This window comes from Alkalihalobacterium sp. APHAB7, assembly GCF_048323755.1.
Lineage (GTDB): Bacteria > Bacillota > Bacilli > Bacillales > Bacillaceae_F > Alkalihalobacterium.
Window position 1 is genome coordinate 43,442 of the sequence record NZ_JBLWFS010000006.1, and the last position, 25,710, is coordinate 69,151.

At 38.1% G+C, this 25,710-nt stretch carries 23 protein-coding genes; 9 read left to right on the plus strand and 14 right to left on the minus strand.

The genetic code is table 11. The features are described 5' to 3' along the window. Nucleotides 1-12: 12 nt before the first annotated feature. Complete coding sequence (gene htpG / locus ACNSTQ_RS08095; protein ID WP_418199352.1) at nucleotides 13-1,893, minus strand: molecular chaperone HtpG; 1,881 nt, start codon at nucleotides 1,891-1,893, stop codon at nucleotides 13-15. 218 nt (nucleotides 1,894-2,111) lie between these two features. Then, a complete protein-coding gene (locus ACNSTQ_RS08100) occupies nucleotides 2,112-2,258 on the minus strand; it encodes a hypothetical protein (protein ID WP_418199353.1) in 147 nt (48 codons plus the stop codon). A 468-nt stretch (nucleotides 2,259-2,726) separates the two neighbouring features. Here ACNSTQ_RS08100 and ACNSTQ_RS08105 point away from each other — a divergent pair, with 468 nt between their 5' ends. From ACNSTQ_RS08105 to ACNSTQ_RS08125, 5 genes are read left to right on the plus strand one after another with little or no spacing between them, the layout of a single operon-like run. After that, nucleotides 2,727-2,939 (plus strand): hypothetical protein, encoded by a 213-nt coding sequence (locus ACNSTQ_RS08105; protein ID WP_418199354.1) that lies wholly within the window; start codon nucleotides 2,727-2,729, stop codon nucleotides 2,937-2,939. Between the two features lie 13 nt (nucleotides 2,940-2,952). Further along, nucleotides 2,953-4,083, plus strand: coding sequence for a GerAB/ArcD/ProY family transporter (locus tag ACNSTQ_RS08110; protein ID WP_418199355.1), 1,131 nt, complete (start codon nucleotides 2,953-2,955; stop codon nucleotides 4,081-4,083). A 36-nt stretch (nucleotides 4,084-4,119) separates the two neighbouring features. Continuing rightward, nucleotides 4,120-5,238: a GerAB/ArcD/ProY family transporter gene (locus ACNSTQ_RS08115; protein WP_418199356.1), complete on the plus strand. Its 1,119-nt coding sequence runs from the start codon at nucleotides 4,120-4,122 to the stop codon at nucleotides 5,236-5,238. Nucleotide 5,239: 1 nt separating this feature from the next. Continuing rightward, the gene (locus tag ACNSTQ_RS08120; RefSeq protein WP_418199357.1) at nucleotides 5,240-6,466 is read left to right on the plus strand and encodes a Ger(x)C family spore germination protein; all 1,227 of its coding nucleotides are present in this window, start codon (nucleotides 5,240-5,242) and stop codon (nucleotides 6,464-6,466) included. A gap of 20 nt (nucleotides 6,467-6,486) precedes the next feature. Further along, the gene (locus ACNSTQ_RS08125; RefSeq protein ID WP_418199358.1) at nucleotides 6,487-8,016 is read left to right on the plus strand and encodes a spore germination protein; all 1,530 of its coding nucleotides are present in this window, start codon (nucleotides 6,487-6,489) and stop codon (nucleotides 8,014-8,016) included. A 146-nt stretch (nucleotides 8,017-8,162) separates the two neighbouring features. Here ACNSTQ_RS08125 and ACNSTQ_RS08130 read toward each other — a convergent pair whose 3' ends face one another. Then, complete coding sequence (locus ACNSTQ_RS08130; RefSeq protein ID WP_418199359.1) at nucleotides 8,163-8,930, minus strand: SurA N-terminal domain-containing protein; 768 nt, start codon at nucleotides 8,928-8,930, stop codon at nucleotides 8,163-8,165. A gap of 193 nt (nucleotides 8,931-9,123) precedes the next feature. Continuing rightward, nucleotides 9,124-10,257: a M20 peptidase aminoacylase family protein gene (locus tag ACNSTQ_RS08135; RefSeq protein ID WP_418199360.1), complete on the minus strand. Its 1,134-nt coding sequence runs from the start codon at nucleotides 10,255-10,257 to the stop codon at nucleotides 9,124-9,126. Nucleotides 10,258-10,464: 207 nt separating this feature from the next. Here ACNSTQ_RS08135 and ACNSTQ_RS08140 point away from each other — a divergent pair, with 207 nt between their 5' ends. Continuing rightward, complete coding sequence (locus ACNSTQ_RS08140) at nucleotides 10,465-10,956, plus strand: RDD family protein (RefSeq protein WP_418199361.1); 492 nt, start codon at nucleotides 10,465-10,467, stop codon at nucleotides 10,954-10,956. A gap of 451 nt (nucleotides 10,957-11,407) precedes the next feature. Here the strand turns inward: ACNSTQ_RS08140 and ACNSTQ_RS08145 are convergent, their stop codons facing one another. From ACNSTQ_RS08145 to ACNSTQ_RS08160, 4 genes are all read right to left on the minus strand, one after another. Then, nucleotides 11,408-12,943, minus strand: a complete 1,536-nt coding sequence (locus tag ACNSTQ_RS08145) for a hypothetical protein (RefSeq protein ID WP_418199362.1) — start codon at nucleotides 12,941-12,943, stop codon at nucleotides 11,408-11,410. A 609-nt stretch (nucleotides 12,944-13,552) separates the two neighbouring features. Beyond that, on the minus strand, nucleotides 13,553-14,239 hold the full coding sequence (locus ACNSTQ_RS08150; RefSeq protein WP_418199363.1) for a phosphoribosylaminoimidazolesuccinocarboxamide synthase: 687 nt from the start codon (nucleotides 14,237-14,239) through the stop codon (nucleotides 13,553-13,555). Between the two features lie 232 nt (nucleotides 14,240-14,471). After that, nucleotides 14,472-15,101, minus strand: a complete 630-nt coding sequence (locus ACNSTQ_RS08155; RefSeq protein ID WP_418199364.1) for a cell wall hydrolase — start codon at nucleotides 15,099-15,101, stop codon at nucleotides 14,472-14,474. 448 nt (nucleotides 15,102-15,549) lie between these two features. Then, the gene (locus ACNSTQ_RS08160; protein ID WP_418199365.1) at nucleotides 15,550-16,302 is read right to left on the minus strand and encodes an SDR family NAD(P)-dependent oxidoreductase; all 753 of its coding nucleotides are present in this window, start codon (nucleotides 16,300-16,302) and stop codon (nucleotides 15,550-15,552) included. 184 nt (nucleotides 16,303-16,486) lie between these two features. On the opposite strand from ACNSTQ_RS08160, the gene ACNSTQ_RS08165 reads away from it, so the two are divergent. Continuing rightward, on the plus strand, nucleotides 16,487-16,666 hold the full coding sequence (locus ACNSTQ_RS08165; RefSeq protein WP_418199366.1) for a small, acid-soluble spore protein, H family: 180 nt from the start codon (nucleotides 16,487-16,489) through the stop codon (nucleotides 16,664-16,666). A 181-nt stretch (nucleotides 16,667-16,847) separates the two neighbouring features. Here ACNSTQ_RS08165 and nagB read toward each other — a convergent pair whose 3' ends face one another. Both nagB and nagA read right to left on the minus strand, forming a co-directional pair. Next, nucleotides 16,848-17,606 (minus strand): glucosamine-6-phosphate deaminase, encoded by a 759-nt coding sequence (gene nagB, locus ACNSTQ_RS08170; RefSeq protein WP_418199367.1) that lies wholly within the window; start codon nucleotides 17,604-17,606, stop codon nucleotides 16,848-16,850. A gap of 5 nt (nucleotides 17,607-17,611) precedes the next feature. After that, nucleotides 17,612-18,781 carry an N-acetylglucosamine-6-phosphate deacetylase gene (gene nagA, locus ACNSTQ_RS08175; protein ID WP_418199368.1) on the minus strand — a complete coding sequence of 390 codons (1,170 nt, stop codon included), beginning with the start codon at nucleotides 18,779-18,781 and terminating at the stop codon, nucleotides 17,612-17,614. Between the two features lie 380 nt (nucleotides 18,782-19,161). On the opposite strand from nagA, the gene ACNSTQ_RS08180 reads away from it, so the two are divergent. Continuing rightward, a complete protein-coding gene (locus ACNSTQ_RS08180) occupies nucleotides 19,162-19,872 on the plus strand; it encodes a hypothetical protein (RefSeq protein ID WP_418199369.1) in 711 nt (236 codons plus the stop codon). Nucleotides 19,873-19,983: 111 nt separating this feature from the next. Here ACNSTQ_RS08180 and ACNSTQ_RS08185 read toward each other — a convergent pair whose 3' ends face one another. Both ACNSTQ_RS08185 and ACNSTQ_RS08190 read right to left on the minus strand, forming a co-directional pair. Next, nucleotides 19,984-20,973 (minus strand): sodium-dependent bicarbonate transport family permease, encoded by a 990-nt coding sequence (locus ACNSTQ_RS08185; RefSeq protein ID WP_418199370.1) that lies wholly within the window; start codon nucleotides 20,971-20,973, stop codon nucleotides 19,984-19,986. 133 nt (nucleotides 20,974-21,106) lie between these two features. Next, nucleotides 21,107-22,168 (minus strand): sulfite oxidase, encoded by a 1,062-nt coding sequence (locus tag ACNSTQ_RS08190; RefSeq protein ID WP_418199371.1) that lies wholly within the window; start codon nucleotides 22,166-22,168, stop codon nucleotides 21,107-21,109. Nucleotides 22,169-22,329: 161 nt separating this feature from the next. On the opposite strand from ACNSTQ_RS08190, the gene ACNSTQ_RS08195 reads away from it, so the two are divergent. Continuing rightward, nucleotides 22,330-22,671, plus strand: coding sequence for a hypothetical protein (locus ACNSTQ_RS08195; protein WP_418199372.1), 342 nt, complete (start codon nucleotides 22,330-22,332; stop codon nucleotides 22,669-22,671). Nucleotides 22,672-22,938: 267 nt separating this feature from the next. Here the strand turns inward: ACNSTQ_RS08195 and ACNSTQ_RS08200 are convergent, their stop codons facing one another. After that, the gene (locus ACNSTQ_RS08200) at nucleotides 22,939-23,340 is read right to left on the minus strand and encodes a hypothetical protein (RefSeq protein ID WP_418199373.1); all 402 of its coding nucleotides are present in this window, start codon (nucleotides 23,338-23,340) and stop codon (nucleotides 22,939-22,941) included. A 10-nt stretch (nucleotides 23,341-23,350) separates the two neighbouring features. Further along, the gene (locus tag ACNSTQ_RS08205; RefSeq protein WP_418199374.1) at nucleotides 23,351-25,552 is read right to left on the minus strand and encodes an MMPL family transporter; all 2,202 of its coding nucleotides are present in this window, start codon (nucleotides 25,550-25,552) and stop codon (nucleotides 23,351-23,353) included. Nucleotides 25,553-25,710: the final 158 nt, after the last annotated feature.

The following is a 25,710-nucleotide window of genomic DNA, read 5'->3' on the forward strand; positions in this document are numbered from 1 at the left end:
TAATGCTCTCTTTTACACCATCACCTTACAAATGTCGTTTGTAAATTCGACTGGGTCTTCTATTGGTAGCCCTTCAATTAGCAGCGCTTGATTATAAAGAAGGTTCGTAAATAATGTTAACTTTTCTTTATCCTGCTCAAGCGCATCTTTTAATGACTTAAACACCTCATGGTTGATGTTGATTTCCAGCACTTTATCTGCTTGTACATTTTGATTGTTGGGCATCGCTTTTAGAATTTTTTCCATCTCAATGGATACATCACCTTCTGTTGAAATGCAGACAGGGTGTGATTTCAATCGTTTCGATGCACGTACATCTTTTACTTTTCCAGATAATATATCTTTCATGGTATCAAACAGTTCTTTACTTTCGTTTTGCTCGGTTTCTGATTGATCTTCTTTTTCATCCTCTATGCCTAAGTCCCCGCTAGAAACCGACTTGAACTCTGTCTCTTTATAAGACATTAACATCTTGATCGCAAACTCATCGATCTCATCAGTAAAGTATAAAATTTCATAGCCTTTATCTAATACAATTTCCGTTTGCGGTAACTTTTCAATTCGATCATGTGTTTCTCCAGAAGCATAATAGATATACTTTTGGTCTTCTGGCATCCGATCAACGTACTCAGCTAATGTGACCAATTTCTTCTCTTTTGAAGAGTAGAACATAATTAGATCTTGCAAGTCTTCTTTATGTTGTCCGAAGTCGCTATATACACCATACTTCAGCTGTCTACCAAACGTCTCGAAGAATTGCACATACTTTTCACGCTCATCTTTTAATAAACTTTGAAGTTGGCTCTTGATTTTGTTTTTAATATTTTTAGCGATAAGTTTTAGTTGACGGTCATGTTGAAGGATTTCCCTTGAGATATTAAGTGATAAATCTTCTGAATCAACCATCCCTTTAACAAAACTAAAATAATCTGGCAGCAGATCTGCGCACTTATTCATAATTAATACACCGCTTGAATAAAGCTCCAACCCTTTTTCAAATTCAGGACTATAGAAGTCAAACGGCATTTTTTCTGGGATGAAAAGAATCGCATTATATCGAATCGCACCGTCGACACTAATATGAATATGCTTGGTAGGCTTGTCAAAACCGTAATGCTTTTCTTGGTAGAAGTTTTCGTAATCTTCTTCTGTTAGTTCATTTTTATTTTTTCTCCAGATCGGCACCATACTGTTAATCGTTTGCTCTTCTGTATACTCTTCGAATTCATTATCCTCGCTGCCTTCTTTCGGTCTTTGACCGGTAACATCCATCTTAATAGGGTAACGAATAAAGTCAGAGTACTTTTTAATAATACCTTTTAGACGGTTTTCTTCTAAATATTCATCGTATGTGTCATCTTCCGTGTTTTCTTTAATTTTTAAAGTAATTTCAGTTCCAATCGTTTCTTTTGGTGCTTCTTCAATCGTATATCCATCAGCACCCTCTGATTCCCATTTGTAGGCAACTTCACTTCCGAGAGCTCTTGTCGTTACTGAGACAACATCAGCCACCATGAATGCGGAGTAGAAACCAACACCGAATTGACCGATAATGTCATGACCATCTTTCAGTTCGTTTTCGTTTTTGAAAGCTAACGATCCACTTTTCGCGATTGTACCGAGGTTGTTTTCCAACTCCTCTTTCGTCATCCCGATCCCAGTGTCTGTAATTTTAAGTGTGCGGCTCTCTTTATCCGCTTCAACTTTTATGTAGTAATTGTCATTGTCGAAATTTAACGACTCATCCGTTAAAGCTTTATAATAAATTTTATCAATCGCGTCACTTGAGTTGGAAATTAACTCTCGCAAGAAAATCTCTTTTTGTGAGTAAATAGAGTTGATCATCATTTCTAACAATCTTTTCGATTCGGCCTGAAACTGCTTTTTCGTCATGAAAAACTTCCCCTTTCAATTTCAATCATTTCTATTATGTAAGTTTACCTTAAAATTAGCACTCGCGCCAAAAGAGTGCTAACCCAATAATTTAATATCACAAAATCGAAAAAGTGTCAATAACCCGGTGCCAGGCACCTTTATCACAGCAGTGTATTAAAGGTGCCTGGCACCGGATGAACTTTGCCCATTACATAATCTATGAAGAACGTACTGCGTTATTTATAGGGGTCATAATCCTTTGTTTTCTTTTCCCACTCTTGATTAAATCTTTCTTTCTCCTTTTGCATTTTCGAATAGTGATGAATTAATATTGGTAGAAACATAACCATGATCGCAAATACAGTTAAGATCGAATAAAACACCAACGCACCTCCTTTGCAAGAAAAACTCATTCGGCTATTTCCTGATAGATGGGATGCTTCTTTAAATTTGTTAACCAAATACTTTAGTACAATCCCTTTCAGTAATATATGTATTTACATTTCATATGCTTTCTGTCTTCTTGTATTCCCACACTCGCGTATTCTTCTATACGCTCTAAAATGAATAAAGTTTCATTTTCGTAAACTTTGTTGCTATTGGAGGGTTTTATTAACATAAATCTTCCGCTTGGATAACGGTTCATAGCTAAAAACAACAACATTTTAGTAAAGAACCTTAATTTTTAATACGTGTCAAATATTCACTTAAAAGGGTAGGTCTCCAAAATTATAAGCATACAAGATGGTCAATAAGCACCAATAAATTTCCCTCCTTTATCATAATTTCCGTATTTTGAGAAAAACTAAAGAAAAATTTGATCTGCAAAACATTTAGTAAGGAGAAATACAATGGAGAATTTTCTTGATAACATATTAGGTTTTTTGCCACAGCGATCGGTATTCTGGATGGCTTTAGCTAGTGCTCTTCTGGTTTTGGGGTTTCAAAAGGGTACTCAGAAGCTCGAGGAACTAGTAAAGCTCCCCTATATGAAAGAAGAAAATCAACAGCAACGTCAAAAAATTACAGGGCAATCAGGAAAAGGTCAACAATCGAAGTTTTAAAGGAGTCAATGATATGGACCATAAGAAGAGTTATGAAATTAGTCCAATCGAGATGGGAATTTCTTTAGTGTCTTTAATATTTGCCGTAGGTATTTTAACTTTACCGAGAACTTTAGCCAATGAAATAGGAACTACCGATGGCTGGATTTCCATACTTTTAGCTGGCTTTTTATCCATTATTCTTATCTATTTATACACTCAGTTACAAAAAAATTTCCCAAATAAAACGTACCTACAATTTTTGGCTGAAGGAAAAATAGGCAAATGGGGGGCAAAATTTATTGGCCTACATTTTATCGTTTACATGGGTGTTTTATTGAGTATTCAAGCTAGGGTGCTAGCGATGGCTGTCAAAATGTACTTGATTGACCAAACCCCTGCTGAAGTAGTCGTTGCCATTACTCTTCTTCTCATTACGTACGCTGCCTCAAAAGGCATACAAGGGATTGTTCATATTCATATTATGTTTACCCCTTTTATTTTTGTCGCCTTATTTACGGTCATCTTATTTAATTTAGGTGATGCCCAGTTTGACCGACTATTGCCAGTCATGAGTGAAGGCATTATTCCTATTTTATACGGAGTATCCCCCCCCATGTTTTCGTTTGCAGGCGTCTTGCTTTTATTTTTTTTTATGGCGTATATGAAAGAGTCTGATTTACGCTCAGGTCTATTGAATGTATTTATGCTCGCAACAGTTATTATTTATACTTTCCTTACGATTATAACGTACGCTGTTTTTGGGCTTGAAATGGCGAAGGTCGTTACGTTTCCTGGGATTGAATTAGCGAAGGAAATTGAAATAATCGGTGCCTTTATTGAGCGATTAGAATCGATTTTCCTAACAATTTATATCATGGCTATTTTTACAACAATGGCGAACATTCTGTTTATTATTCAGCAAATATTTTATGAGCAATTTATTGATACTCAAAAGATCCGATTCGGACTTCCAGCGACCCTAATTTTTATTGTTTTTCTCGTCACATTTATCCCGAATTCAATCATCGAGGTAGAAACGCTTGGCAAATACGTCGCTCTATTAGGGGATGGATTAATCGTTAGTACATATATTATAGGTTTTTTAACCGTTTGGCTCCGAAATCGAAGCAACTCTTCTAGTGAGCAAAGTAGAACCATGTAAAAAACAACAACTGTTTCTGTATAGGAGGGGCAAAGAATGAATACTGAAGAACCATTTGAAATTGCCCCGCTAGAGATGGCAATAATCTTAATGTCTATCATCATTGGGGTTGGAATTTTGACGATTCCCAGGGGACTTACTTCAGCCTTAGAAACAGCTGATGGATGGATTTCCATTGCAATTACTGGGGTGCTTTCCATGCTTCTCATATACCTTTATGTCCGCTTGCAGCAACATTATCCAGGGCAATCTTTTATGGGTTTTCTCCAACAAGGAAAAGCTGGTAGAGTCGTCGCTTCCTTTCTAACTTTAGGGTTTCTTGTTTATTTTATTTCATTGTTAGCGTTTGAAGCCCGTGTCTTATCCCTTGTTGTAAAAATGTACTTGCTCGACCGGACACCTTCTGAAGTACTTGCTGCGATTATCCTTTTAACAACGACATATGCCGTTACAAAAGGAATTCAAGGTGTTGTACACCTCAGTTTATTATTTATGCCAATTATATTTATTTTAGCTATTACTCTTTTAATAGCAAATGGACCTAACATTGACTTAGACCGAATACTTCCGGTTTTGGGTGAAGGTATAGCTCCAGTCTTTAAAGGGGTGTCAGAAATCTCATTATCCTTCTTAGGTATAGAAGTTCTCCTCTTTTGGATGACTTATATGAAAAGCAGTTCTATTCGTGCATTGCCGTTAAACATTTCGATTGGAATTATTACAATTATTTACATTTTCACTTTTATAATTGTCGTTTCTATTTTTGGAGTAGATGGCACTCAAACCATTACATTCCCTACAGTGGAAGCAGTAAAAGAAATTGAATTACCCGGAGCGTTTTTTGAAAGGCTAGAGTCGTTAATGATTACGATCTGGATAATGACCATCTTTAACACCATGTCCATTGCCCAGTTAATTACGTATCAATTGATTACACATACTTTTTCTTTTAAAAAGAACAACACCGTCTTAGCTTCTATCTTTTTCGTAACATTTATTGTTGCTTTTATCCCCAATTCGCTATCCGAATTATTTACATTTGCTGATTGGATTGGTTGGTTAGGAGTAAGCCTAATTTTAAGTAGTATCATCATCGGTCATTTTACTATTTGGTTGAGAAAACAAAAAAATAACCAGATGACAAGGGGGATCTAGAATGAGAAAACCAATTCAGCTTACCCTCCTCCTACTTTTCTGTTGTCCTTTGTTAATAGGTTGCTGGGATCTTACTGAAATTGAAGAATTGGGATTTGTGGTAGCGCTCGGATTGGATCCAACCGAAAGTGAAGAAGATAAATTAAAACAGATCGAGCGAGAAAGAGGACAACGAATTTCACGAAAAAAAGGACATCCCCAGTTATTTGATGCCACATTTAATGTTGCTATTCCGAGTAAAATAGAGGCACAAGAAGGGGGCAGAACCGGGCGCGCTTATTTTAATATTACCACTACCGATTTAACGAACTTTAACACCATTAGACAAGTTAGTGCAAGAAGAAGTAGACGTCTCAATTTTGAGCATTTAAAAGTAATCATCATAAATGAGGACTTAGTAAGAGGCGGACCCATGCTTAAACATCTAGCGGACTTGTATATTCGTGATCATGAAATGAGGAGACGGTCTTATGTTTATATAACAAGTGAGAGTACTAAAGATATTTTGAATATTAAGTTGCCACTTGAAGAATTAATAGCTACTTCCATTGGGGACATTACCGAAAATCACGAGGCAAATCTTTCTATGCCAACTCCAACAACGATCGGTGAGGTTGCTACTCATATTACCGGTGATACAAGCTTCATCATCCCAAGAATTACACCTGTTGGTAATGACTTAAGGATCTCAGGCGCAGCCGTTTTTCTTGGGCGTGAAAATACAATGCTGGGCTGGCTCAATGATGAAGAGATAAAAGGCTATAACTGGGTTATGGGTGATGCTGAAAATGTAATTATCGAAGTGGAATACGAGGAAGGTGAAGGAGAATATTTTGTGTTTGAGGTCATTTCAATGGCAACCACCATCGATTATAGACGAGAAAATAATAAGAATACATTTGATATTAAAATAAAAGCGGAAGGAACCTTTGCAGAAAGTTGGTTACATGATGTGGAGATTAGTGATGAGGAGACGATACGTGAACTCGAAGCACTTATTGAAAAAGAGATTATACGACAAGTTAATCAGAATATCGAAAAAGTCAAGAAAGATCTTCCAGCCGATATTTTCGGGTTCCACAAGAAAGTTCGTCAGAAAGATTATGATTATTGGAAAAGCATAAAAGAAAACTGGGATGGTGAAGGCGGCGTGTTCCAAGAAGCAGAATTCAACGTGTCAGCCATCGTTAAAATACGTCATTATATGTTAAACGAGCGCTTGGAATAGACCGTATTGGAGGTGAAGTAATGTATAAAAAATTATTAAGAAAGTTAAATGCAAATAAAGTCCGTAAAAAAGATGAATATAAACTTGAAGTATCCCCTGTTTTAGATGAGATGGTCACCTCTATAAAAAACATCATTGGTGAGAGTGATGACGTCGTCCAGCGTGATTTTCTAATCGGTAGAAAAGTGAAAGCGACTTTATACTACATCGACGGATTAGCTGATGAAAATGGGATCGAAACAAAAATAATTAAACCACTTTTATTCTTTTCTGAAGACGGAATTGAACAATTAGAAGGGGATGCCCTATTAAACCATCTAAAAAACGAAGTAACAAATTTTATTGAATTAACGATTGAAACTACTTTTGACGATGCCATCTTACCTCTCATGTCGGGGGAAACGTTACTTGTCATTGACGGAATCCCCAAATTTATTCTTTTTGAAACAAGAAGCTTTAATCAGCGTTCAATTGAAGAGCCTGACAGTGAAATTGTTGTCCGTGGTCCACGCGACGGGTTCAATGAGGTTCTTCATACGAATGTTATGCTACTACGTAGACGAATTAGAGACCCAAATTTGACGGTCCAATTCGGGCAAATTGGACGAAGGGCTAAAAGTGATTTTGCCCTTATTTATGTGAAAGGTATTGCAAATATGGATGTAGTAGAAGAAATGCGCTATAGGATTTCTTGTATTGATGTAGATAATATAGAAGGGACAGGTGGTTTAGAACAATTTGTTGAAGATAATGTATTATCACCTTTCCCGCAATTAATTCGAACCGAACGACCTGACAAAACAACTTCCTATCTTTTGAATGGAAAAGTTGTGATCGTATTGGATGGTACGCCGTTTGCTTTAACAGCACCACTAACATTTGAAGAATATTTTAAGTCACCAGAAGACAACTACGATCGCTGGCAGATTAGCTCATTGTACCGTATGCTCCGGTATGCTGGTGCATTTATTGCGATGTTCCTACCTGCACTTTATATAGCAATGGTTTCGTATCATCAAGGGATGATCCCAACTACGTTAGCCCTATCAATTGCAGGTTCACGAGAAGGGGTTCCATTCCCCGCCTTTATTGAAGCTCTCTTAATGGAATTTACGATTGAGTTACTGCGTGAAGCCGGGGTTCGATTGCCACGACCTGTTGGTCAAACGATTGGAATTGTTGGGGGACTCGTCATTGGTGATGCCGCGGTTCGTGCAGGCATTGTAAGCCCTATCATGGTCATCGTCGTCGCCTTGACAGCGATTGCTTCTTTCTCATTACCAGCCTATAATATAAGTATTACATTTCGGATGTTACGATTTGGTATTATGTTAGCCGCCGCTGCATTCGGCCTGTTCGGTATCGTTATCACTTACATTTTAATTAACATTCATCTTGTCGGTTTACGTAGTTTCGGCAGCTATTATACATCACCGTATGCACCCTATCACTTTGCAAATTGGCTTGACCTGGTAATTAGGGCACCTATCTCCGTAATTAAAAAAAGAAAAGCAGAACCAAAGACAGAAGACCCAAACCGGAAAGCGTAATATTTTCTAAATTTCGATGCTACTGGGTTTGACTTCTTAATGGCATCCATAAAATGAGGTTGTCTCAAAACAGTGCCAAACACGTTAGCCAGCATGTGAACTACCGTGAACTGGACACTTGAGCCAACCTCATTCGTACTTATTAACTATTGTATGATTTGTATATCACTTTCTGCTTTTAACTCAGCAAGAAGCTCGTTTAGCAACTCTCCACGCCTCTTTTGAATTACGCTCGCTTCAATCGTTGGTCTTACCTGTTCTATATCAATTTCGCCTTCGGTAAAACCATTATATTGGTGAAGTAATGCATCGATTTCATCCTCAGATACTTCGAGTTCCTCTAAGTAGTGTTCAACAAAGAGATCGATTTTTAACATTGCCTCTAAATCTTTGACCGTCAATTGATTTGCTTTTAATTCCTTTAAAAATTCTGATTCATCTTCATAGTTTTGTCTAATGTCATTCATGTGCTCTTCTATATACGCGTCATTGATCCCATCACGTTCAGCAGCTTGAAGTAACAGCACCTTACTGATTAAATCCTCTAAAATCTGTTCTTCAATTTGACCAACAAAGTGGGGGTCATCCGTATCGAGCCCATCCTCTTCATACATTCTTTTTCTTTGTTCTACTAATTCTTGAAATTCTGATCTATGTATTTTCTCATCATTTATAATCGCAACAATGGTCATTCCATCATTTGGCAGTTGAACTTCTTCTTGTTCTAATTTTTCGCTGCCCGAACATCCAGCCAGTCCAATAAAGAAAATAGCTGTTAAGAAAATATAAACATAACGAAACACGGAATCATCCTCTCTATTCATTTTTCCAATAGTAAGGATTTTAAAACGGATCGGGGATAATGTAAAGAATCTTACCTGAGTTTGTATGACATGTAGTGTAAAAAACAGCATTAAAAATAGCCCTCAAGCTTAATTTGTAAAATTATGTACTGCATCTCTAAAACCATACGGTAAGCTAAAACTATTAAAGGAATGGAAGGTAGCTCCTCCATTACGATGACTTTACTTAGGACCGTTCATGTGTAATTGACTCTCTTGCTTTGTGCAGTAAGAGCTTTTACATAGTTACAATCATTGTTTAGGACTACTCGTTGTCAGGTTTATTGATCGTGCTCAACACTACTTTTGTTAAAATTTCAGTGCCTTTCAATAGAGCTTCCTTATCAAAGGTCATATGCGGGTGATGAAGTCCAGGCTTTAAATCACACCCTAATCCTAGCATCGTTGCTTTTAGGTGGGGGCGTTTTAAAGTATAAAAATGAAAGTCATCTCCACCAGTTGTAATAATAGGTGCTTTATGTTTCTCCTCACCTAAAATTTCCTTGATCGTTTGGCTCATCATTTCTGTCGCCTCAGCATTCACTTCGGCAGCAGCGATATAAGCTGCCTGAGACAATTGAATGTCCACATCATAATAGTTTGCCAATGTGTTAGCGATCTTTTCAACACGTGAAGTCAATTTTTTCATCCCTTCATTTGATTGTGCTCGTAAATCTAGACTAAAACGAGCATTACCTGGGATAATGTTTGCGCTGTCCCCACCTGCCATAAATTTGGTCACTTTAGCCGAATACGGAACCATAGGGTCGAGATGGATGCCTTGTAAAAGAGAAACCAGTTCGGCTCCGACTTCAATTGCATTAGCACCAAGATGTGGTCTTGCACCGTGTACGTCTGTTCCTTTGATTTCCCCTTCGATAAATCGGGCTGACCCGTGATGGATAGCTGGAGTTGCGAAGCCATTATCTAATTCTTGAAACGGCCTTAGATGAACTCCATATAAAAAATCTACATCGTCGATCACTCCCTTCTCCACAAATTTTAAGGCACCCGTTCCTTTTTCCTCTGCAGGTTGAAAAATTAATTTAATAGTACCTTTTGGCTCATAGTTCATTTCCTTGAGTGCGAACATCACCCCAAGAACAATTGTCATATGGGCATCATGTCCACACGAATGGTTAGCACAGAATATACCGTTAACTTCTTGCCATAAAGCATCCATATCGGCACGGACCGCTACAACAGGTCTTCCACTACCTATTTCGCCGATGACACCTGTACAATCTTCAAATGACGTTGTTTTCCAACCATTTTCTCTTAACATGTTTACTATGTATTCTGTCGTATTTACTTCTTGCCAGCTAATTTCGGGATGATGATGCAAGTGATTAAACACTTGCATCACTGTCGGTTTGATTTTCTCAATGATTTTGTTCAATGAAATTAACCCTTCCTCTGTTTTGATTATAAGTAATTGCTTTCTATATCGCTAGATTCCAGTACAATACAACTTTGCGTTTTTTCAAAATATTGCCATTTTGTATTTGACCAATAAAAAAAGTATCGATATAATAAATATTTAGGAAATATAAACAATTTTACAAAAATTTAACCAGGAAATCAAATCGTGCAAGGGGGAAACAATTTGGAACTAAGAGACGATCCAGAATTACAAGAACGATTTCTACACCCAAATTTACGAGCGGGTGGTTGGATACGTTCGATCGCATTATTTTACGATCTAGTCATCCTTACGATGGTACTATATATGACGTCTGCCCTTACAACAATATGGATGATGACGACAACTAAGTCGTTGTTTATTGGAGATCCTGAACGAGCACGACAGGATATCTGGGAAAACGAACCGCATTTATTTATCATTAATTATGCCATTTTAGGAGCCGTTTTTCTCATTTATCAAGTCATTTACCCTGCTTTTAAACGTCGTTCAATCGGAATGATGATTGCTGACTTAACGTTAGTAGATGAACAACGTCAGGAATTAACGAAGTGGCATTATATTAGAAGAGAATGTTGGAAACTCCTCTTGTTCCCTACCTTCTTCCTCTCTTTTGGTAAAAACAGACGAACACTATATGACAAAATGAGTAAGACCTACTTAATGAAATACTAATTCTAGCATTACTGGAACACGATGAACATCATTCTATTACTATACTTAAAATACTTAGCTATAAACGCATGATTATCCTGCTTTACATTACATTTACATAGAAAGAGAGAAAAATAATATGAGCTTCTTAGTTTAGAAAATTGAGCTATCCATTTTTATAGATCGACTTTAGTCTTAGATCTAGTTTAGGGCGTCAATTCCCCTTTGACGCCCTGTTTACGTTTCCTTCTATTTTTCGGGAATCATCACTCGCTTTGATGACCGATTTTACGCTTCTTACCTATTTTCGGTCTTCGTCACCGCTTTGATGCCGGTTTTCCGCTTCCTACCTATTTTCGGGCATCATCGTACCCTTTAGCTCCTGTTTTCTACTCGCTCTAGTTAACTAACCCAAAACTGATTTTCACCGAATAATCTAGCCCACATGTACTCTCCTCTGATCGTCAACATCTCACAAGAACAGCGCCACAATCATTCCTACTAGACCAATAACTGTCATTACATAAACAGGTTTTACTGCCATGTCACCGTTATTTTCCATCGCACGACCGAACATTAAAAACACTAAAGGATGAACTAAAAACGGCATCGAAAATATGAATGGAATGAGTAGAGCGGCTTCCATACCAAACATTCCTCCCTGGATTGCTGCAAACAACCCAAAGTGTGAAATCGCAGAAGCTTGTGCCATCGCAGCATAATCCATGGCTAGTGGACTTAATGAAAGAAAAGCAAGCCCTCCAAACACTGCACAAATCTGCCAACCGAATGAAAATTGCATTAGGGCAGTGACTTCATAACGATCTTCTCCTTTCGCTTTACGCAAATTTATCAAGGATAAAACGGTTAGGAAAACACCAACTAAAACGAGCAGAAACGTTGGAATGAACCATAAGCTGCCACGGTCTGCACTTACGGCTAAAATTGAGAAAACAAAAATGTGACCAAAAAAAGGAATGTTAATCATAATCGGCGCACGAGTTGCAGCAATTTTCCCGAAGTCACCAGCGGTACAAGCACCTGTTAACCCCGAGTGAGAAAGGGCTCCAGCCATACCTGGTGCCAAGTTTCTGACATTAGCAGTTCGTGCAAAGTACATTAGCAAAGCTATGCCACCAAACATCCAAAGTAATTGCCCAAAGAAACTATAGACGAGCACAGCATTTACACCTGGGATTCCAAATGCATCTCCTATTCGCGATCCACCAATTAAAAAGTTGGCCGCAAGCACAATCGGAATACCTGCAAATAAGAGGGCACGTAACGTCGGTCCAAACGCCCAGCGATAAAACACGGCACCAAGAGCTGCTGCAATCATCATCGCAAAGAAGATTTGTGGCAGTGCGATAATGGGTGATACCAATTGTGCAACGTAATAAGAACAAATTAAAATACCGATAATCGCAATCATTTCCATTAGACCTTTTCGTAAATAAAGATGTTTGTTCGAAATTTCCGCCTTATTGTCGATCAGAATAACCGAGCCAACGAGACCAATATAAGCAACAACAGGATAGTACGATGCCAGCATGTCCTCCGGATGCGTTCCAAGTAATACTCGACCAACGCCTTCAATACCGAGTAACAGGAAAAACGCTCGGACGATAAAGAATAATTGGGTCCGGCTCGTCCCAAGTACCAATTCTTCATCTGATGGAACCATCATATCGTCTTCATCCAACGGCTTTTTGCCGATGATTTTACGAAGCTCTTGACCACCAACAAAAAAGGAAACGGTAAGAGCAATGATCGTCGTTTTAGCCATTAAGTCAATGAGTGGAAATTCATCAAGGCCTGGTGTCGATACCCCGCTGTACTCAAGTATGTAACCCATTGCTAATCCAAAAATAACGATAATTAATATCGGTGAATACCTCGTCCCCGCTACCACTGTTCTTGCAATGAGAACCATAGGCACGAGGAATAAAAAAATAATCCAAAACTGATTAATTAACTGCAAATTTGTAAGCTGTTCTGAGATGTCCATTAACGTCTCCTTTTTCATATTAAATAGCGCTTTTAAAGAGTATTGATGATTTTGGGCTCATTCCTGGGAAAATAACATGAAATTATTGGAGAAAATGCATTTTCTCGTTCATTTCATGTTATTTTTTCAACCTTTCAGTTCCTGAAAGGCGTGTGAAATTAACATTTCACACGATGAGCCCAAAATCAACGGATATCCACAGTATTATTTAACATAGCTTATTAAATAAATCTTCTGATATCCTGTATAACTTCATATTTTATTTTGAATTAACGAGTTCTTTCTCATACATTAAAATGAAATTTAGGAAGGTTTGACTTTCATTCTAGAAGTGGACTTTTACTAATACGCCCAAATTAAATGAGGAAAGTGAACTGAACATAGAGTGTAGTGCTGATTTAGAAAAGTACTACTTAGAAATAGTTTTAACACCTGCTCTAAAAAAGGCTCTCTTCTAAAAGATTCTTGCTCTTACTACTGTGGACCATAACTAAGCTAAAGCTTGGTTCTTCACGCTTTAGCGTGAAACGGTCCAATAGCAACAAAGTATACGAAAACAGCTTAAAAAGAAGAGTTGTCCGAAACGACAACTCCTGCTTAAATGATTACTTATTGTTCTAACATTAATTTTTCTAACTGTAATGGCTCGATGTATTCACCATTTTTGTAGGCTCTCATATTGCCACCTGAAATTTCATCGATAAGAACGATTTCTTTATTTTCACCTACACGACCAAATTCAAACTTAATATCATATATTTCAATCTCTTTTTTAGCTAATTCTACTTTTACGACATTACCAATTTTCTTCGTTAAGTCTTTTAACACACTATATTCGTCTTTTGAAAGTATGCCTAACATATCAAGAGCATCTTCTGATATAGGAGGATCTTGACGGTCGTCATCTTTTAACGTCACTTCTACAAATGCGTCTAACTCTTGTCCATTCTCTGCATACATACCGTAGCGACGTAAAAAACTTCCAACTGCTCGGTAACGACAGATGACTTCTAGCCCCTTTCCAAACACCTCAGCAGGTTTTACCGTCATCGTGCCTTCCTCGATGTTTGAATCGATGTAGTGCGTTGGAATCTCTTTCTCTTTTAGTGCTTCAAAAAAGAATGCTGTTAATCTTAGTCCAGCTTTTCCTGCACCTTCAATCGAAAGTCCAACCGTATTGGCACCTGGATCAAATACTCCATTCTCTCCCGTTACATCATCCTTGAATTTTAATAAATAGTTGCCATTCTCTAATTCATATACATCTTTTGTCTTCCCTGTATATGTAAGCTTCATCCATACTACACCCTTTCCCCATTTAATAACTGCCTATGAAGTATTATGCAGTAAAATGTCAGATAAGCCAATGTCTTGTCGGTGAGTATTTTATGAAAACTTTTTAAGTAATTACATTGGAATACTGTGATTTATAAGAAAATAGCACTATCTTTTAACTAATTAACCTAAGAAGTCATGCCATATGTATTATGCCGTGATAAAACCCATTCACTATGTAAATTCATGAAATCTAGTCAGCAAAGAGATGTCTTCCTATCGTTAGCTTCGGTGTTGTATTATTAAAAATCCACTGAGATGTTGCTATTCGGGGATTGTAATAATAAGTTGATCCATAAGTAGGGTCCCACCCTAACCAAGCATCCTTCACCGCTCGATACGCAATATACGTTGGAGTCAGATCGTATTGACCGTCTTGAACCGCTGTAAATGCATTTCTCTGATAGATGACACCTTCAACTGTTGAAGGAAATTCTGAGGAGTATAAGCGGTTTTTGATAACAGCCGCAACAGCCACTTGACCTTTGTACGCTTCTCCACGTGCTTCTCCGTGAACAATTTTAGCCATCTTCTCAATCTCCATTAGTCGATGCAATGTTCTCGGACCTGAGATTCCGTCAACAGAAAGTCGAAAGTCTTCTTGCAGTTGTCGAACGGCATTCTCTGTTAAAGTTCCATAGTAGCCCGTTGGAGCGACATGGAGATAACCCAATTGCACTAGCTTTTCTTGTAATTGAAAAACTTGTTGACCCCGATCTTCTTTTTGCAGTGTGGATTTATAAGCATGGGACTCCTTAGGGAACAGCGACACGATCAATAGACAAACAAACAAAGGAAGAAAAAGTTTGGATTTTTTTGACATATAACCACCTCCTTTTCATCCATTCAAACATGAAAATAACTTTTTTAAAATAAAATTCTATTAATTCAGGAATATCCTCCTGTAAAGTTCAGAAAATAGCACTAGAGAAAAACGAAATACTGATAGTTATAAAATCCTTGTTTTCATACATTTTATCTCATATGAACAACTGGAGTACGAACTAAATAGACGACAATAATTAAAGCCGTCCCAATCGCAGATCCTAAAAAGATCAAATCGCCTATATCCCATTGTTTCATCGCAGCCACCATGTCCAAGTGAACCAAGCATCACCACTTTCAGGCGTCACCCTCGAATCGTACGGCAAAGTAAGCTACAAGAAGTTATGGTTCAAAACTTAACAAATCTTTTTATGGTGCCATTTTATGGTGCCAGGCACCTTTAGTACAGCAGTGAACTAAAGGTGCCTGGCACCGAATATTTTAGTTTATTCTTCGTAGATCATCTTTCTTGTCATTCCGCCATCGACGACTAAGTTCACACCTGTTACGAAATCATTGTCAGCAGCGGATAGATACATACATGCTTTAGCGACATCATTTGGTTTTCCCACACGCTTGGCCAAGTGTTGTTTATGGTCAACCTCACGTAACTCGCTATAATCTCCGGTTTCAATCCAACCTGGAGAAACAGCGTTTACCGTAATGTTATACTCACTCAATGACGCGGCAAGAGCATGCGTCAAAGCAACAATACCTCCTTTAGAAGCAGCGTACGCCTCTGAATGAGGTTCTGACATCATCGCACGAGTCGATGCAATATTGACAATCGCTCCTCCCGCTTCATTCTCACGCATCACTTTCGAAGCTTCCTTTGAACATAAAAACGCACTACGTACATTCGTGCTCATCACCCGATCCCAATCGTCCACTGAACATTCAAACAATGGTTTAAACTCACTAATTCCTGCGTTGTTAATGAGTACATTAATTGTTCCATATGTACTTCTCGTTAGCTCCACTAGGTGAATAATATCTTTTTCTTGTGTTACATCTGTTCTGACAAAACAAACGTCATTACCGGCCCCTCTCCATTCATTCGCCACCTGATCACCTCGCTCTTCTTCAATATCAGCTAAAACAACGGCACACCCTTTTTCTGCATAAGCTCGTGCGACTGCTAATCCTATTCCATTGGCCGCACCCGTGACGATAACGACCTCTTTTTTGAGTTTATTCATGAATGACACTCCTTTTCCATTCTAATCTTATGAATCTCATGATTTCTGCTCGTTTTCTTTTCTCATATATGTGGCTACTTCTCGCTCTTGAACGTCAAGCAATCAGATTTACCAATACTTAGTATAATACATAAAAATCTTCTGCTTTCACAAAATATAGTGACGAAGATTGGGGGTGAATGGAATGGATCAAAACCGTGTGAAACAAATTCTTTCTTCTTCTGCTGACATCGACGTTAAATATAACGGGGCTTCTGTATGGATTGATGAATTAAAGGAAGACGGAAAAACGGCAACTGTTCATTTAAGAGGACCGATGGAAGAACGTTCAGATGTTGATATCTCTGAGTTAGTAGAGGATTAATTTCAATAAAAAATAAAGGTGCCCTAATACTTGCAGTACAAAAGAAAAAGAGCCTGTTTAATAAATGAATCAGGCTCTCATTGTGTTGCACATATTCCATTTCATTAATTTACTATTTTGACTCACCTTACTAAAATCACTTTTGACAAGTAGCTCATGTTCAACTTTCCCCTGATTACTACTACCTCTTACTATTGACAGCAAATTGCTCATCTTCTTGCAACTGTAATGCCGCTTTGTCCGCAATAATCGTGACATCTTGATGTTGCTTCAACACTGAAGCTGGAAAGTCCTCCGAAACTTCCCCATTCAACAGTCTTTGCAATGCTGTTGCTTTTTGTTCCCCAGACACTAATAAAATAATCTGCTTACTTTCTAAAATGGTCTCAATACCCATTGTAATGGCTTGCGTGGGCACTTCTTTTTTACTTTTGAAAAAGCGAGCATTTGCCTCACGAGTTGTACGCTCCAAATCGACCACATGTGTTCTGGAGGAAAATAGCGTACCTGGTTCATTAAAGCCAATATGTCCATTATGACCAAGTCCTAATATTTGGAAGTCAATGCCACCAGCCTCTTTAATCAATTTCTCATAGCGCTGGCACTCCTGCTCTAACTGACTTGCCATCCCATTTGGAATATGATTTTCCCCCTCTTTAAAATTCACTTCACTAAACAAGTGATGATTCATATAATACTGATAACTGTTTTTATCATTTTCCGATAAGCCCACATACTCATCCAAATTAAACGTTTTTACATGAGAAAAAGAAACTAACTTTTGTTTATATTCTTCAATTAACATCTCGTACAAACGTTCAGGCGTTGACCCAGTAGCCAGTCCAAGAACAGGAGAAGATAATGATTGGACTTTACTTACAATTAGTTGACACGCATGTTTGCTCATTTCTTCATGATTTTCCATGACTACCAATTTCACTTATCTCACCTCCTGTACGCAATCTGTCCTTGGCAGATCGTGTAATGTATATTTAAATCTTCATCCACTAATAAAATATCTGCATCCTTTCCAACAGCTAAGCTTCCCTTTCGATCATCAAGCTTTAGTTGTTTTGCCGGATTGTAACTCGCCATCTTTACTAAATCTTCAATCAATGCCCCTGTTATTTCTCGAATATTCTTAACAGCATCAATCATTCTTAACACACTGCCAGCTAATGTTCCATCTGCTAATTCAGCTTTATTCTCACCAACAGTTACCCTTTGGCCGCCTAAATCATAATGACCTGGTGCAAGACCTTTTGCTCGTATTGCATCCGTAATGAGTATTAACCTATTGGGTCCTATATTTTGATAGATAACCTCAATCATTTCTGGAGAAACATGAATACCGTCAGCGATTAGTTCACTTCTTAGTTCCTTTAGTAAAAAAGCTGCGCCAACGACACCAATATCTCGGTGATGAAGTCCAGTCATTGCATTACATAAATGAGTGACTTGATTTACCCCAGCCTCCACGGCTTTTTTCATCTCAGCGAACCCTGCACCAGTATGTCCTGCCGATATATTTATTCCTTCAGTAAATAAATTTGTAATTAATATATGATCCTTGTCCTTCTCTGGTGCAAGCGTAATCGTTTTGATCTTATTACCAGAAATCGCTTGCCATTTGTTAAACAATTCAATCGATGGCAGTGCCACAAACTCTACTGGTTGAGCTCCTGCCTTATTTTTTTCTATAAAAGGTCCCTCTAAATGCACACCTAGTAACTCGGAACAGTTTACTTTATTGCTATAGTCGGCAACATTCGCTAAAGCCCTTTCAATGGTATCAGTTGATTGAGTAATGGTTGTCGCCAAAAAACTAGTCGTTCCTTCTTCTGGCAACTTTCTAGCTATTGTTTCAAGTGCTTCAGGAGTAGCATCCATCACATCGGCTCCGTGGGTTCCATGGATATGCCCGTCAATGAATCCTGGAATCGCTTGTAAACCGTCTCCATCTATCGTCATCTCTTTGGAGAACGCCTCTTGAAGTCTATTCGCTTTTTCGATTGCATTAATTGTTTTTCCTTTTACGAGCAAACAGCCCTTTTCTATAACACCTGTTTCTGTATATAAACGAACATTTTTTATAAAAATGGTATGATCATTCAAAGCCTCCACTCCTCTCAGATCTTGGTTTCTATTTGTGCCATACTTTGCGTTCGTCTAGTCAAATCCTTTATCCATAAACTAAAAACGCCTTGATCAGTATATGTTGAAAAACACCTCACTTTAGGCATTAGCCGTTTCAAATCGTGGCTCAAATCATAGGTATATGTCTAAGAGAGGCAGGTGAAATGCTATGTATTACAATTACTCCAATTACCGAAATCATGTTTTACCACCTGGGTATTATATCCATTCTAATCAATTAAAAGAAACGATGAAAGCCACAAGACCTACTTATTCCATTAATTTTGAACCTTTTCTGTAACCTTTTCTTCTAATCCTCGTCTAATCTTTAAACCGAAAGATTCAGGGAGTGTATTAGAATGTTATTAACCTTTACAAAAGCAAGGTGCTACTTATTGACTGGAACGATTATTACTTCATGTTTCTTGTCTACGACTTTCGCAACAGCTAATGAAAATCAGGATCAAACGATTGAGCGGATTATGGCAGAAGTTGAGGAAAGTGGTATCGATATCAACCATACCGAGTCCATTGAAAGAGTTCGTAATTATATAATGGAGCATGTCGATCGAAAATTGTTTTCAAGCTTGCATATTGACCGTGATGAAGATCCTTTAGGAACTATCGTATTATCCTTTACGACCGATCTTCCCCCAAAAATGAAAGACGATCTGATGTCACTCGTAGAAGAACCTACGAAATTATCGTTTCGAGTGGTCTCTTACACCCAAGATGAATTGATTGAAAAGCAAAAAAGCGTGGATCAATCGGTATTTCAAGAAAAAGTATTTGAAACCGAAGGCATTAACGTGTATTATACATCACCTGATATTATAAACAATAAAGTAGAAATTGGAATAGCTCCTTTTAATGAACAGACTGCGCAACTGGTTTATAAGTATTTCGGACCTGAAATGATTAATGTCGTTGAGGCGAATGAAGTCCATATCCTAACCGAAGACACCGCTTCTACAAAAGGTATAACTCCATATGGTGATGAAGATCGAGACAAAAAGGACGGATTTTTTTCATCCATCTGGAATTGGATTAGAGGGTTGTTCACTAAGTAATCCCTCAAGGAGCAAGTTATAAACCCTTGAAAAAAGCATAGACCTAAACAGCTCCGATTTAGCTGGTATAGGTCTATTTCTTTCCTGTATTAAATCTTAGATCGCACCAAATTAATAAACAACACTAGCCAACCAATAAAAATAAGGAATACCAACAATCAAATTAAAAGGCAGTGTTAACCCAAGAGCCGATCCAATATATATACCAGAATTCGCTTCTGGGATCGCTTGACCGACTGCGGCAGGCGCTGCAATATACGAAGCACTTCCCGTTAAAAACGCAAGAACAACAGCTCCTCCCACTGATAACCCGATAAAATAACCGGCTAACACGCCTAGCGTTCCACCGACAACAGGAAGAATAAAGGCAAAAAGGAATGAGGTCGGCTTTACGTTTTTTAGTTGACGAATACTTTGCGTTGCCACCATCCCCATGTGAAGTAAGAAGATACAAAGGATACCATAAAACAAATCACCAAATAATGGCCTAATTTGTAAGAGTCCGTCTGTATGAGCAACATACCCAATAAAGATCCCACCTAATAACAGGAAAATACTTTTACCGAAAAAAGCTTCTTTTATGACATGCTTTAAACTAGCATCCGGATTTTCGTTAGCTTCATTTTTTTGTTGAGTAAATACCTTATAAAGAACGATCGCTAAAATAATAGCCGGGCCTTCCATAATGACAAGAATCGCCGACATATACGCTTCATAATAAACACCGACTTTCTCTAAAAAAGCAATACCTGCTATGAACGTCACCGCACTCACTGAACCGTAATGGGCGGAAATGGCAAACGAATCCGTTAACGAGAACTTAAATATCCCTTTTACAGTAACAAAAGCTATTCCAAACATTACAATACTCAGTACAATTGAAGTAATGATCGTTGGAAGCATGTCCATTAACGTTACATTTCGTAACTCTACCCCACCCTTAATCCCGATGGTAAGAAGAATAATCATCGTGTAACCTGTATAAAAGGCACCTGGCACTTTAAGGTCTGAGTTAACGATGACAGCAACAATGCCTATAAGGAAAAATAAGATCATTGGTGATAATAAATTGGTATAGGCAATTTCATAAATTAACTCCATTACGTTCCACCTCTAATCCCAACTTTTGTTATTCTATTAACTTAACCCATTGTGTATTAGTGTATGAAAAAACCTCACTACATCCTTGTTTACAACGTCCAAGCTGAAAGTGAGTTCGTGAAAAATCAAACGATTATTTGACTTTTACATCAATACGGTGAATAGCATTATACCCATATCCTTTTCGATTCCAGTACTCTCGCTCAGGTTGGACATTTCCATTTGAATCTTTTGCTCTCGTTTGTATCGGATACGTTCCCTTACTTGGCGTCTTCCAGATATACTGCCACTCTGTCCAAGCAAAACGCTTGGTTCGATCCTGGGCGAGTGTTACAGCCTCCCAGGTGTTTCCTTTATCAAAGGAAATTTCAACTTCTTCAATCTGCCCTTCACCACTCCAAGCAAGCCCAACTATAACATGAGCTCCTTCATCGATAATTGAATAATCTAAAGGCTGCTGAATAATTGAATTGACTCGGATCGTTGTCACAGGTGATTTCCCCTCATCTGTATGAGGGTGCGGATAATAGACATAGTCATCGGTTTGAAAAGGACCTTCATAAGGTTGATCTACAACGGTAATTTGTTGAAGCCATTTGACCGATGCCATCCCGTACCAATTCGGAACAATCAATCGCAGCGGATATCCATGTTTATAGGGTATCGGCTGACCATTGTACTCGTAAGCAACTAGCGTATCGGGGTGGAGCGCCTTGTTCATAGGTAAACTTCTTTCATACGGAACGACTTCGTCCACATTCGGTGTCGTACCTCGATCTTCCCCAGTAAATACAACTTCGAGCGCATCTTCTTTCAGGCCTGCAATGCTCAGCAATTCTTTAAGTGGAACACCCGTCCAAACCCCTTGGCTCACTGCCCCTTCTTCCCATTGCTCACCGTACACTTTAGGGCGAAACTCGGCTCGCTGATTTCCAGCGCAAATAAGCGGCACAGTGATTGTTTGACTTGGTAGTCTCTTTAGATCCTCAAGTTTTATAACAAAGGCTTTACTGACAGCACCACCAATAAGTAAATTCCCACTAGCACTTGTAAGATCGGGATACTGAAAATGATTTCGTAAAAACCAATATCCTTCGTCATAAATGGAACCTCTTAAAAAAAGAATAGGTGTTTCTTGAATTTCAGGAATTAAACCCCTTGTCGTAAAATGAGGGCGCACTCTTCCATCGCTCATCCCATCGCCACCTTCCCATAAAAAACATATTAAGGAGGACGATTGATTAGACCTTCTCACCGACAGTTATAAAAAATAATACAATAAGAAAACTACGGCAGTGAAGAATGCAGATGAAGAATAGAGTTAAACTAATGATAATCATAAAGGGGGAATTCAAATTGCAGAAAAAAATATTAACGCTTCAATCTTCTTTTTATGTTGATAGCCCGTATGCTAAGTACATAGCAAACGAAGAGCACGATGACTCTTACGGGTTAATTTATTATGAGTTTCTACATGAAATTGGGACGCTTCTTGAAGTCGACATCATTTTTGACCAACTGAATGCAACCAACTGGTTAATTGCCGACAATCGCCATATGCAAATTGTTTATCATAAAGATGCTGATAATAATGACCAAATCGAGTTTATCCCTAAAACAACGGACGGCGAACAATCCATTCAAAAAATGCAGGAAGAGCTTTTACAAAATAATTCAAGATACTTAAACTTTGATTGATTTTACCCTAGACCCTAGTTTGTTCATTTTTTGGACAATAAAAATTGATTTCAGAAAATAAATATTTCAAAACAGACAATAAATTTTGAAATCGGATAATAAATTTTGAAATCGGATAATATATTGGTGACCTGGACAATAAAACTAAAAAAAAGCTAAGAAAACTGCGCGCAAATCAGTGTTTTCGACTTTACTCACTCTTTTCTTGGCCACTTTCAGAAAAAAAGATAAAAAAACAGGACCCCATTGGACCCTGTTTTTACCTTATTATTGCTTATCAGTTAGTTGCTTACCGTAAACAAACGTCAAAATTAAGAAAGCGAAAAAACTAATCATTAAAACGGAGCCACCAGCGATGTAAAAAATAAGGTTAAACAATCCTGGTGCCCACTCTGGCTGAAAATAGTACATCCACATTCCGGCTGTTAATCCAAAACTACCAAAGACAGCAGACCACACTTGTACCATTGCTAATTTTGATTTTTTTGGAATAGCAAATAGCGCATAGAAAACAGCAAATGCAAACAAAGACAGCCAACCGACGACTAATATGTGAGCATGAATCGCACGGAACATATATGATCCTGCTCCAGCCATATGCCCTCCCATAAATACACCGATAACAGCATATATAGCAGACGTTCGAAGTAAAAATTTCGTTCTATTCAACATAACCACCTCAACTATTTGATTTTCTAGATGCAAATGGCCACCAGTTCCATCGATCTAATAGCGTAACGATTGCTGGAACGAGCATGCCTCGGACTAAAAAGGCGTCCATTAAAATCCCTATACAAACAATAAAGCCAAACATAAACAATTCTAAAATCGGTTGGGTCATTAAAACGCCAAACGTTGCTGCTAAAATGAGGCCTGCGGAAGAAATCACACCACCTGTTAATGCAACTCCTCTTTGGACCGACTCACGGATCATAAAATGACGGTTTTCCTCTCGTATTCTCGAAATTAACATTATATTGTAATCGACTCCCAAAGCTACTAGGAATACGAACGCATAAAGAGGAATGCGATAACTCATTGCTTCAAAACCAAACATTTTTTCAAAGATAAACCAACTTAAACCTAGTGCTGATAAATAAGAAAGAAGAATTGTAGCCATCATATAAATAGGTGCTACTAAAGAGCGAGTATGGAAAATCAGCATGAAAAAGATTACTAATGTGACGACAATGACAACGATACGAGTATCCCGTTCATTTATCGCTCGAATATCAGCTTGTTTCGCTGTTTCACCCGCAAAATAAAGGTTCGTCTGATGACTCCCCAAACCACTTTCATCTAGTAATCTTTCTTTATTACTATTTAACAAATCTAGTTGATCGAGGGCTTCCGGGTCATAGGGATTCATCTCTAATATTATATCAAATTTTACTGCCTGTCCTGTTTCAGATAACCAACGATTGCCATGCGCTTCTCTTTCTGCTATCGTATCGGATCCCGGTAATGTTGTGGACTGTATTCCTTTTTCTTCTACTAACTGGCGATTTAATTTTTCAAGGGCGATCCATTCTTTTTCAGAAAACGTAAAGCCCTCTTCTTTCTCAACAAGAACAGTTATTGGAGCAAGATCTCCTGCCGGAAAACTTCTTTCAAGTTGCTCAAAGCCAACACGAGAGTTCATATCTTCTGGAAACGATTTGATTAAGTTAAACGAATATTGAATGTTGGTCACATTAAGCCCGTTAATAATCAAGAAAAGAAGAACAAGGCCACCTGCAACGATCGGCTTTTTCGTTACTGTTGATCCGATTTTACCCCAAAAGCGATTTTTCTCTAACGTTTCTTCACCCACTTGTGGAATCGCAGGCCAGAATGAACGGCGCCCTACAATCGTAAATAGGGCCGGTATTAACGTAAGCCCTGCTAATAAAACAATGACAATCGTAATCGCAAACACAGGTGCAAAACTTTGGTAAGGACCGTAATCTGCTAAAAATAGGACTAGCATTGCAGCAAATACCGTACCACCACTAAAGAAGATTGGAGAGGCCACTTCCTTCACTGCTTCTTCCATCGCTTGGTACTTACTCTCGTATTTTCGTAACTCCTCGCGATATCGTGAGAAAACAAATAAACTATAATCCGTCGTTGCTCCAAATAATAGAATCATAGCGATCGATAAAGATTGAGACTCAATTATAAACACATCATTGGCCGCAAAAATGCCTAGCACACGGTCAATGACTTGATAAACGATCGCTACAGCTGCTAGTGGAATAATCGCTAATAACGGGGAACGATAAATGACAATCAATAAAACTAATACAAGACCAATCGTAGAGAATAGCAAAACAAGATCGGCATTAGAAAATATTGCAATCGTATCCGAAGCAATTCCTGCTGGCCCCGTAATCATTAAAGATCCAAACTCTAACTGCTCATCCCCAAACGCCTGAATAGCACTAATCGTGTCATTAATTTCTGACATCTCTATACGATCCGTTAAAGTGAGAGATAGAACCAAAGTCGTTCCATCATCTGATTGAAACGTTTGTTTCGCATGATCAGGAAAGTCGTGAAAAGGAACAATTGACTCTATTGTAACAAGATCTGTTTCATCCGTTAACCATTTACTGACGTTCTCCACTTGTGAAATATTGGAGTCGTTCCATCCCTCTTCTTCATGGAAAACTAATAACGCGAGGATTCCTTCTTGCGAAAAGTAAGATTTTACTTTTTCATTGGCTATAACCGATTGTGCTTGTTTCGGTAAATCATCCTCTCCTGTATTGACTGTATAATCATTAGCTGAAGGTGCCACACTCAAAGCACCCGCCACTACAATCCATACCATTAGAATAATCCAAACCCATTTACGGTCTGATGTATATTGGGCTAACTTACTCACTTCTCTCTTCATCTCCTATACTCTTTTTTTCTGCATAATGAACGAATAACTCCTCTTAAATTCCTCCTCCTCTTCCATACCTACCTGACATGTGTGGATAACCTCACAACGAAATTCTACCGATGTTATATGAACACAAGATGAACAAAATTAAAATGAGCAACATGACC